Annotated in this window: 13 protein-coding genes and 3 pseudogenes; 6 read left to right on the top strand and 10 right to left on the bottom strand. The window is 43.1% G+C overall.

Features of this window, described 5'->3' with window-relative positions:
* Positions 1-137: 137 nt before the first annotated feature.
* The 3 genes and pseudogenes from BUB11_RS26365 to BUB11_RS26355 form a co-directional block, all read right to left on the bottom strand.
* Positions 138-371 (bottom strand): annotated as a pseudogene (locus BUB11_RS26365) (DUF4440 domain-containing protein); the annotation flags it as partial.
* A gap of 120 nt (positions 372-491) precedes the next feature.
* Entirely contained in the window at positions 492-812 is a 321-nt protein-coding gene (locus BUB11_RS26360) for a type II toxin-antitoxin system HicB family antitoxin (protein WP_242947774.1), read from the bottom strand.
* Positions 766-1650, bottom strand: coding sequence for a DUF3102 domain-containing protein (locus BUB11_RS26355; RefSeq protein ID WP_073033594.1), 885 nt, complete (start codon positions 1648-1650; stop codon positions 766-768). The genes BUB11_RS26360 and BUB11_RS26355 overlap by 47 nt, the downstream gene beginning before the upstream one ends.
* A 235-nt stretch (positions 1651-1885) precedes the next feature.
* Here BUB11_RS26355 and BUB11_RS28660 point away from each other — a divergent pair.
* Positions 1886-2099 (top strand): annotated as a pseudogene (locus tag BUB11_RS28660) (IS110 family RNA-guided transposase); the annotation flags it as partial.
* Between the two features lie 461 nt (positions 2100-2560).
* Here BUB11_RS28660 and BUB11_RS26345 read toward each other — a convergent pair.
* Positions 2561-3442: an AraC family transcriptional regulator gene (locus tag BUB11_RS26345; RefSeq protein ID WP_073033592.1), complete on the bottom strand. Its 882-nt coding sequence runs from the start codon at positions 3440-3442 to the stop codon at positions 2561-2563.
* A gap of 171 nt (positions 3443-3613) precedes the next feature.
* On the opposite strand from BUB11_RS26345, the gene BUB11_RS26340 reads away from it, so the two are divergent.
* Positions 3614-4357, top strand: coding sequence for an SDR family oxidoreductase (locus tag BUB11_RS26340; RefSeq protein ID WP_242947778.1), 744 nt, complete (start codon positions 3614-3616; stop codon positions 4355-4357).
* Between the two features lie 64 nt (positions 4358-4421).
* Here the strand turns inward: BUB11_RS26340 and BUB11_RS26335 are convergent.
* From BUB11_RS26335 to BUB11_RS26310, 6 genes and pseudogenes are all read right to left on the bottom strand, one after another.
* Positions 4422-4604: pseudogene (locus BUB11_RS26335) on the bottom strand (DUF4180 domain-containing protein); the annotation flags it as partial.
* A 41-nt stretch (positions 4605-4645) separates the two neighbouring features.
* Complete coding sequence (locus tag BUB11_RS26330; RefSeq protein WP_200797998.1) at positions 4646-4831, bottom strand: antitoxin HicB; 186 nt, start codon at positions 4829-4831, stop codon at positions 4646-4648.
* A gap of 30 nt (positions 4832-4861) precedes the next feature.
* Positions 4862-5089, bottom strand: a complete 228-nt coding sequence (locus BUB11_RS26325; RefSeq protein ID WP_242947771.1) for a type II toxin-antitoxin system HicA family toxin — start codon at positions 5087-5089, stop codon at positions 4862-4864.
* A gap of 309 nt (positions 5090-5398) precedes the next feature.
* Entirely contained in the window at positions 5399-5623 is a 225-nt protein-coding gene (locus tag BUB11_RS26320) for a type II toxin-antitoxin system HicA family toxin (protein ID WP_073033590.1), read from the bottom strand.
* 2 nt (positions 5624-5625) lie between these two features.
* Positions 5626-5850: a type II toxin-antitoxin system HicB family antitoxin gene (locus BUB11_RS26315; protein ID WP_073033588.1), complete on the bottom strand. Its 225-nt coding sequence runs from the start codon at positions 5848-5850 to the stop codon at positions 5626-5628.
* A gap of 840 nt (positions 5851-6690) precedes the next feature.
* The gene (locus BUB11_RS26310; RefSeq protein ID WP_073033586.1) at positions 6691-7815 is read right to left on the bottom strand and encodes an aldo/keto reductase; all 1125 of its coding nucleotides are present in this window, start codon (positions 7813-7815) and stop codon (positions 6691-6693) included.
* 224 nt (positions 7816-8039) lie between these two features.
* On the opposite strand from BUB11_RS26310, the gene BUB11_RS26305 reads away from it, so the two are divergent.
* The 4 genes from BUB11_RS26305 to BUB11_RS26295 all read left to right on the top strand — a co-directional run.
* Complete coding sequence (locus tag BUB11_RS26305) at positions 8040-8948, top strand: LysR family transcriptional regulator (RefSeq protein WP_073033584.1); 909 nt, start codon at positions 8040-8042, stop codon at positions 8946-8948.
* 26 nt (positions 8949-8974) lie between these two features.
* Complete coding sequence (locus BUB11_RS26300; protein ID WP_200797997.1) at positions 8975-9133, top strand: alpha/beta fold hydrolase family protein; 159 nt, start codon at positions 8975-8977, stop codon at positions 9131-9133.
* A gap of 78 nt (positions 9134-9211) precedes the next feature.
* On the top strand, positions 9212-9496 hold the full coding sequence (locus BUB11_RS27360) for a hypothetical protein (RefSeq protein WP_143187724.1): 285 nt from the start codon (positions 9212-9214) through the stop codon (positions 9494-9496).
* 133 nt (positions 9497-9629) lie between these two features.
* Positions 9630-9716: DUF3102 domain-containing protein (locus BUB11_RS26295; RefSeq protein ID WP_143187693.1), on the top strand; the 87-nt coding region annotated here is incomplete at its 3' end.

Here is a 9716-nt window from a genome sequence, read left to right as displayed (position 1 = left end):
CTTGGTAGGACCATCATGGAGCCAAAGTTGAGATCCTGCTCAAATGATATGTGTTCAGCAGAAACGATAAATTCTATTAACCCATTCTTATTTCGAAGCATTACATGCAATTCATATTTTCCGTTTGTTTTATATATTCAGAACTCCATTGTTCTGGTTCCTTGATGAAAGACCATTTGCCACCTGCCATCGAGGAACTTCCAAATTGAACTGCGCAATGAATTCCTCATTTCTTCTCTAGATTCATTGGATTTAACTGCCCGATAGGTAGCTAGTACCACATCCGGCGCTAAGACTTTCACTTGAAAATCCTCAATAACCACTGGAACTGCAGGAGAATGAGGTAATTCCTCAACAACTTGTAATTTGTCGAATGTGCGCCCGAACGCCCAGCGGCGAGCTGATCGAAAAGCGGGATATTAAGGTTGTTGGAGCCACGGAAACCCCTTGGATTTTCTGACGAATTTGGGACCGTACATGCAACCGTACTCCTACAGATCGGCCGCTACCTTAACAACGACAGCGTCAACCGCGATTTCCCAGCCTGAAGTATCCGAAGCTTCGGGGATGTGCTCATGCTCTCTGTCCATCATACATAAATGAAACCCCAGCCTGGGCCCGGCCCAGAAATAAGCCTGAATAAAATCCTCCCCTTCGAAACCGCAACCCGGCAGGTCCGGGAAAACAACCGTATAGTTGCCGCTTATTTTATCCCGCTCTATAATGGCCGGGAAAACATATTTTCTCCTCATCATCCACCATTCCTTACTGCGCATCTTCGCCGGGACGAGCTTGTCTGCTCCACGTCTCATCCTTAAGCCACACATTCAAATGATCGTAAACTTTATTCTTATAAGTGATATACGTCTCCTTGTCATTGGGAGCGATTTGGAGCAGCTCATGTTTTACTTCCTTAATGGTTTTATCCAGGTTTTCACAGAGGAAAGCGATATGGTTGGCCCTGACCTTGAGCGACGTATTAATGAAGTTCGTTTTCATCCTCTCGTAGCCCTTGGCGGATGAGCTTTGTTGGAGCGATTCCAGCGAATCCTTCAGCTCTCTGGCCGTTTTATCGAGTTCCGCTTTGGACGTCTTGACGTTCTCCAATTGGACCTTCAGATTGGCAAGCTCCGCAGTCAGCTCGGTGATGATACCGCTTTGGTCTTTCACTGTTTTCTGGAGGTCTGCGTTCTCCTGCGAGGCCCGGTCTTTTTCTTGCCGGGTCTGCGTCCGTTCATTGACCGCTTGCCTGAGTTCCTGTTTGGTCATTCCCTCGATATCCATATCAATGATGAATTGCGCCCGTTCCTCCTTTGGGATCCCTAAAAGAAGCACCGCCTGGCTGTAGTTCAAATTCGGATCCGGATCCGAATTTGAGGAGGTAAGCTGTTCGGCTCCGTACTCTTTGAAGATACGCATCAGTTTATTGGCCCTGCTCTGGGAGAAATCGACCGACTCCTCCAGCCACTTGCCCCATTCTCCATAATTGAGCAGGGCCTTGGCCTCTGTCAGCCGCCTACCGATCTCGACGGCAGCGGCAAGGTATATCTTTTCAGTCTGGTATTTGATCATGTTAATTTCAGCCGCGATCACATGCGTGGTACGTTCGCTGATGACATCAGTTATTGTATCAGTTGCTGTATCAGTCATGATATCCACACTCCTTGGGACTAATTTCACTCATAGGATATGTGGCCAGGCTTAAGAGTGTGACAACCTCAGTCGTCAGGCTTTTTTTAATGCCTCCAACCCTGTAGCCGGCGGTCAATCATTCTCATAGTATATTAGGACAAGAGTGAACAAGCTCTGATGGAATAATCCTGATACATGTTTGACAGAGAATAGTCCTTTTCGGACTTGTTCAAGGTCACGAAAAAGACATCCAGACAAGTACCTCCGCTACTACCTGATACAAGCAGCCAACCTTGTTCGCCGTTATGATAGTGATTACGCCTCCTTTTATGCTAAAAAAGTACTCCGAAGCTCTGAAACATCAGCACAAACGTGCTCTCGTCTTAACTGCTCGAAAATTGGTGCGGTTGGTCTTTATGCTACTAAAGACCAAGCAACTGTACACACCACCGGAAAGGAGGGGATAAAAACTTTTTTCTAACCGGGATCTTATGAACTGACCTTGTGTTGGCTTACATATAAGGGAATTCAGCAAAGGGTTTATTTGGTGTGCCCATTTCTTACCTTTCCCGCGACTTTACCTTAATTAATTTCCAATTATTCATTTTTCCCATATTGACATATTACCGCTAGGCTTGTCGTTTTCAATATGTGATTTTAAAACTTCAAACTTAACAAACTGATTGGGATAAATATTTCTTACCTCATCCCACTTCATATAAAAACGCCTTCCCAGAATTTAGCATAAATTATGCATATCCCATAAAAATCAAAGCTTCAATAGTTGTTTTTCCGACACAGCTTGCTCCACTGAGAAATAATCCCATTCACTTTTCACGCTTCCTCCATCGACAAAAAATGACCGCCCCTTAGCATGTTCCGCCAAGTACAAAGCCTGTTGCGGAGCGGCGGTTTCAGAAATTGTCGCCTAAAGTGATGAACGTAGATGATAAATATCTCTTATCGGGGGGCGTCCAAACAAGCGGGCGTATTCTCGATTAAACTGGGAAGGGCTTTCGTACCCGACGCGAAATCCTGCGATGGCAGCATCCAGGTTTTCCGTAAGCAGCAGTCGTCGTGCGGTTTGCAAGCGAATAATCTTTTGATATTGAAGCGGACTCATTGCCGTTACTTTTTTGAAATGTCTATGCAAGGTCCGCGGACTCATGTTGACCGTTCTGGCCAACTCTTCAATGACTAAAGGCTCTGAATAATTACGGTTGATCAATTGTATAGCTTTCGAAATACCTAGTGCGTAGCTCCCGATCACGGCAAATTGTTTCAGCAGCTCTCCTTTCTCGCTTTGAAGCACCCTGTAAAATATTTCTTGCATGATGAGAGGAGCCAGCACCTCAATATCAGAGGGAGTCTCCAAGAGCTTGACCAAGCGCAAAATAGCATTTAGCAAGTCCGAGGTGGACGGATTCAATATGATTCCTCGTTCTGTCTTATTCTTATTATGAGGACTGGATTTCTTGGTTAAATCGAAAAGCATATCTGGATGAAGGGTTATTTGTAAGCTTAGGTACGGATTGTTTGGTGATGCTTGGGTGATTTGCCCGATTACAGGCAGATGAACGGAAGAGACAATATAACTCCCTGGATCAACAAAATATCTCTCCTCGGCTAATGCAACAGTCTTCGAACCTTGGACAATCATGTAAAGGGAAGGAAAGCTACTGCTGTGTGTTGGTTCCGACTGCTGTGATATACGTCTGAAATAAAGCTCTGGAATTGCTGTCTTGTGTACGCCATCCTTAGGGGTATGACTAGAAATATATCGGGCTAACTCAGAAGTAAGCAGATTCATGTTTATTCACCAACCTTTTAATCCCAATCTGCTAAACACATTATATCTAAAACGGGCAGGATCAGGCAAGATAACGGCTTGAATCGTCTACCGTATTCAACTTGATCTTTCTTATAATATAACATGCGAGGAATAAATGTATGGAAGAAAGAAGGGATGAGTGTGTCAGGAATGAAAGGTAAAGTAATTGTCATCACAGGCGCAAGCAGTGGGATCGGTGAAGCAACGGCCATGCTGCTTGCCGATAGAGGAGCACAAGTCGTACTTGGCGCGCGCCGATTGGATCGGCTTGAAGCTTTGGCTAACCGCATCGTTAAGACTGGCGGTAAGGTTGCTTATGCAGCTGCTGACGTGAGACGGTCCGAGGACCTATCCAGCCTTGTACAATTGGCACGCGAGAAATTTGGTAAGCTTGATGTTCTTGTCAACAATGCCGGTATCATGCCAATTTCTCCCCTTGACGATTTGCGAGTCGAGGAGTGGGAAGCCATGATCGACATCAACATTAAAGGAGTATTATACGGGATAGCGGCAGCACTACCAATCTTTCGGGGTCAAGGCTCCGGACATTTTATTAATATTGCTTCCACGGCAGCCTATCGAATTCTACCTAATATGTCGGTTTATGCAGCCACAAAGCTTGCCGTTCGTGCGATTTCTGAGGGCTTGCGTCAAGAGGCCGGCGATAAGCTGCGCGTAACGATCATTTCGCCCGGATTCACACGAACACCCGGATCCACACGAACCGATGTCCTGGAAGCGATAAAGGATCAGGAGATGAAAGCAAAACTCGAAGCTTATCAGAACATCGGATTATCCCCATATTCAATCGCTAGCGCCATAGCGTTCGCGATTGAGCAACCGAATGCGGTTGATGTCAGCGAAGTTGTTGTCCGCCCCACAGCGCAAGGATAAACAGAGCGAAGTTGCCGAATTTTGTTGCGGCAACTTCGCTCTGTCAATCGCCGTAAAGCATTACTTATAATGTATAATTTTCAAAAAGGAAATCTTTTAGACTCTTGCTTTTATAGAAATAAAAATCACCTAAGACTGCAATCTTCATATCGTAGTTAACAAACTTTTGCAAAATGTCTCCGGCTATCTTCGTGCTCAGGTCAAAAAAGTCCTCACATATTGCTGCTTTATTCAAAATCACGTGGTTACATCCGTTTCGTAGCCAACTGTTTCGTCAACAGTTCTTCTTCATTTTTGTTCTTTTACTGAATACTGTTCTATGGCTTCTTCAAATGCTGACTTTAGTTCGCTGACACTACTGCCTTCATAACTGATTGAATCATTTATGCCTTCAATCTTGCCATAGAAAATCTCGTCTTCTGTGCTGTAATGCACTGAACCAATATAATCTTTGTATATCATCACATTTTTCATAATCAAATCACTCCCTGATTTTTCAACTCTTCAATCAACTGCTCGATTTGATATGTCTTCAATTATATTTCCCGGATGCGGTCTATGGAGTCTTATAATATGTCCTGCCAGTGGACGAAAGCAACCCTCGACCCCGAAGTACGCCCCCTGTTCTCTTCTTTGTAAACCGAATTTTGCTAACAAACTTCTTGCTTCACCATATTCAAAGTCGATAGGACTATTAAGCAATCTCTCTATAAGTTTATCTCTTTTGCTCATCGTGCACCTCTTATCTTTAATATTATCAAAGATCAAAATATGCAACTAAATATTAGTTGCATATTCTACTGCGTTATTAACTTAGTGAGCTGAGCCTTCCGTTAGCCAAGAATGCATCACTTTTGGGCTAGAATTGGGTCATGCGAAAATAGTTTTAGAATTGAGATATTCAATGTAGTACATAAAATTTAATGATTTCTTTAATTCGTTCTATTATATAGTAGCTTTTCGTGTCATTAGTCCAAAATAGTCCCCAATCTTTTTGGCTATATAACTGTGTCTGAATTAGATTTCAGACGCCGGTTTCCTCTATAACAACTCAATCAAGTCATCTATCGTAAGTTCCGCTTGTTCCAAGATGCTCTTTAGAGTCTTTAGGTCGACGGTAATTCCAGAGTGTACTGGCACACAAACCAGATTTCCACTGGAACGACGTAAGTAGTAGTGACTTCCTCGAATGTGTGAAACTCTAAAGTCCGCTCTCTTAAGCGCAGCTACAACATTTTTTCCCTCAACTCTCGGTAGCCTAGGCATAATTAGTAGCTCACCTGCACTTCATCCATTTCCACAATAGTTGAGGAAGGAATCGGCAGACCTTCGATCACTAAGGCTTCGAGAAAACCTGCTATTGCTTCCTGTACATGCTCAAGAGCCTCTTTTCGATCACGTCCCTGAGTAACGCAACCTGGAAGTTCAGGGACGGTTACAGTGAAGCCGCCACTTTCATTTTTTTCGAGGATAACTTTAAATTTTCTTTGCATAATTGAATACCTCCGCATTACTTATTTTCGCCTGAAATATATTCTAGCATGTTGCTTGGTTGGCAGCTGAAGGCGTCACAAACTCAGGAGCTACTTTTATTATCTTATGCCTCTACTGGCTTATCATCTGATTTCTTCTTAAAAAGATTTTGAAGAATATCTCTCAGTTCGTTACTACGAAACATAATGCGATATACTCTGCTGTTACTTCTTGGTCTTGCACTTCTTGGCATTTCCTCTCACCGCTTAAATATCTTTTGTCCATATATTACCCTGTTTTTTATCTTGTGTCACTTCTCTTATCTTGTGTTAAAGAACCGTCCCCTGTCTGCTATCTATCCATGACCATGAACGTTTTTGTCTTATAATTCTGGAGGAGTTTGAACTTAGGTCATAATTGACGCTTACGTACAAGCTAAACAATAAGTGGATAAGTTGGTGTCAGGTGTCAGGTGTCAGGCACCACGCCCCCCACTCCCCGTTCAGCATTGCCTGGCACCAATTTTATTTATGAACCAAAGACTTTTTAAAAAATTTCAGTTTGATTATGGCCCTAGTCTGTAAAGTATAGCCCGTCGGAAACCTCACCGGCCGGAATACCCAGTTCCCCTACCTGTTGGAATCCTTCGACAGAAAACCATCCTTTACACCGTTCGCGGTAGTTGCATAATACCATTCCTTGTCATCGCTGCCCACCAGCAGCAATTTATCTCCGAGTACCACACGAACCGCCACCTCTTGACTGCCCGGAGCCGTGAGACATCTTTAACTTGGCATCGTGTAGATTACTCATAATTCTATAATTTAATTAATGTACTTGAAGCAATAATCATGCCATTCTTATTTTTCAAGTTCCTCAGCTATAGTTTCTAGGTTTTCAATAATATTTAGATGCTGAGGACAGACCCGCTCGCAGTTTCCGCAGGCAACGCAGTCCGAGGCTTGACCTTTAGCGCTAAACCTGGTTGCAAGTCCATAGTGGCCCTTCGCACTGACTAGATCATTATGAATCATCTTGCGGTTATACGCCGCAAAAATATTGGGAATGGGTATATTCTGTGGGCAGCTTTCTACACAATAGTTGCACGCTGTACAGGGAATACTGGGAATTTCACTGATCGCTTTCCGCGCCTTCTCAACAACAGCAAGTTCATCTTGATTAAGCGGTTTGAACGTTTCCATAAAAGATACGTTGTCCCGCACCTGGTCTATTGTCGACATTCCGCTCAGCACCGTAATAATGTTGTCTAGAGAGGCCGCGTATCGTATAGCCCATGATGCCAGCGAAACATGTGGATTGGCATCTTCAAATATTTTTCGGATGCTTTCAGTCGGATTCGCCAAGATACCGCCCTTAACCGGTTCCATCACGACGATGGGTTTATGATGCTTCAGTGCCACTTCATAGCATTTTCGAGCCTGAATTGTGGGACTCTCCCAGTCGTCGTAATTCAACTGGAATTGAACAAACTCCATCTCCGGGTGCTCGGTCAAAATTTTATCTAAGGCGTCCGCATTGTCATGGATTGAAAAACCGATATGCCGCACCAGACCTTTTTCCTTAAGTTCACGGACATAATCCCACATTTCGAAATCATCAAAACATTGCGTACGACTATCTCCCAGATTATGGAGCAGATAGAAATCGATATATTCCAAACCGGTGCGCTTCAGTGAAGTCCAGATCATATTCTTGGCCACTTCTGCGGTTTTGACAATCCAAGCGGGGCATTTGGTCGCGATTTGAAAGCTTTCGCGGGGATAACGGTCAACGATTGTAGCTTTCATTGCCTCTTCTGATTTTCCACCGTTATAGCCCCAGGAGGAATCAAAATAACTGAAGCCTTTGGACATAAACAGATCGACCATTTCCTTTGTCTGTTCAATATCAATTTCTTCACCTATCATCGGCAGCCGCATAAACCCGAAACCTAATTTCGGAATCTTTTCACCTAAATATACCATACAATACCAACCTCCATATTTATTGCTGTATCTATCTTTCTAGGTTATAGTGGTTTCTCCATTTTAAATTCTAATTTTTCTTATCTAATTTTCAAAAGTATAGCTCCTTTTCATTAATACCTTCTTTTGATTTCATTATACGGCATTATATCTTGACTATGAAGTGCCTATAACTTATGATGGCTTCAACTAAAAGTTTATGCAGAAAGAAGTGCCACATTGTGATGAAACAGATGAATACATTTATCCAGGTTGCGGATAGTGGTAGCTTTTCCAAGGCTGCCGAAAAGCTGTTTATTTCACCTACAGCAGTGATAAAGCAGATGAATCTTTTGGAATCGACCGTTGGTGTGCCCCTCTTATATCGGACAAACCATGGCATACAGTTATCGGATGCTGGAACGTCCTTTTATAAAGACGCAAAGGAAATTTTATATTACACCGAAGCCGCTATCTTACGCGCGCGGAAAACCGTTCAAGACAATACACATATCATCCGTGTGGGATCTTCTTTGCTTAACCCGTGCAAGGTGTTACTGGATATCTGGAATGAGAAACGCGTACATTATCCGCAGTTTAAAATAAAAATCGTTCCCTTTGAGGACGAGGCAGATGCTCTGGATGAGACATACCTCAACCTAGGCAAACACTTTGACATTCTTGTTGCACCTAAAGTTATAGCGAACTGGAGAGGGCCTTTTCAAGTACTGAAGCTTGGTGAATATCGCTTTTCTTTTGCGGTATCGATTAGGCATCATTTAGCTCAGAAGAAAGCGCTTTCCCTGACAGATTTACATGGAGAGCAATTGATTATTGTAAAACGTGGCACTAGCGGTTTGATTGACAGCATTCGTGATTTTATAATGGAGCAGCACCCAGAAATCCAGATCATAGAAGGACCGCAGCATTACTCCATCGATATATTTAACAGATGTGAGCAAGGAAATGAGGTTCTATTGACATTAGATGCTTGGGATTCCATTCATCCGTCTTTATTAACCATCCCCAGCGACTTGAATTTTGCGAGTCCATATGGACTTCTATATCCAACAAAACCGTCATCCGCAGTTTTTGAATTTATAGAAATTCTTAAAGCCGCAAAATTTGAAGCTTTCAACTTTCGAAAAACATAAGTGCTTTGAGCTTTTGGTCCCAGGGGATGCAGGCAGGTCACAAAAACACCTTCGACTGTGTCAAGGCGTTCTCCGAGACAGATTTCACAAAAGATCTCAAGAAGTTCGACCTGCCGACACTGATCCTTCACGGCGACGATGACCAGATCGTTCCAATTGGTGCGGCGGAATGGAGTATAACATGAATAAAGCAGAAGAAGCGTTATGAAATGCTCCTCCTGCTTTATTATTTTCCAACCTAACAATCACAGCCGAATACAACGTTGTTGATCAATCCAAGATTACTCCTGATTTTAGAACATACCAAAGCACTGCTTACAGATAAGTTAAGCGCAAGCGGCAGAGACATCACCCCAGAGCAGATCGTGGAAAAATCTAAACTCGTTCTTGCCAATACGACTGCTTTCTTTAGTGGTTTTATTATATCAGGTTCATTATCTTTTCAAGAAATCTTGTCGAGTTTTCCTAAACCATTATATTCATCCCCTTGGAATTGGCTGGATTGCCGCACTGAATGCGATCAATTTGTTATGGGTACACCAAATTAAGACGATTATCCATAGTGACTTTGAAAATCAGCAAGGGGCATCAATAGGCCATCTGTATGGTCTAAAATCTTCACCTTCCCTGGCCCGGCCACATATTTTATAAATAAAGTTATAAAAGGGACGGGCAGACAACATGAATAACTCAATTGCTGAACGCACGCCGCTCGTTATCGCGGCTGAAATCAACACCATTAAGCAACAAACTTCCAAAGTCCTGCTT

The sequence above is a fragment of the Desulfosporosinus lacus DSM 15449 genome, from assembly GCF_900129935.1.
Taxonomy (GTDB): Bacteria; Bacillota; Desulfitobacteriia; order Desulfitobacteriales; family Desulfitobacteriaceae; genus Desulfosporosinus; species Desulfosporosinus lacus.
Note: the sequence above shows the minus strand (reverse complement) of the source record. Positions and strands in the feature narration are given on the sequence as shown.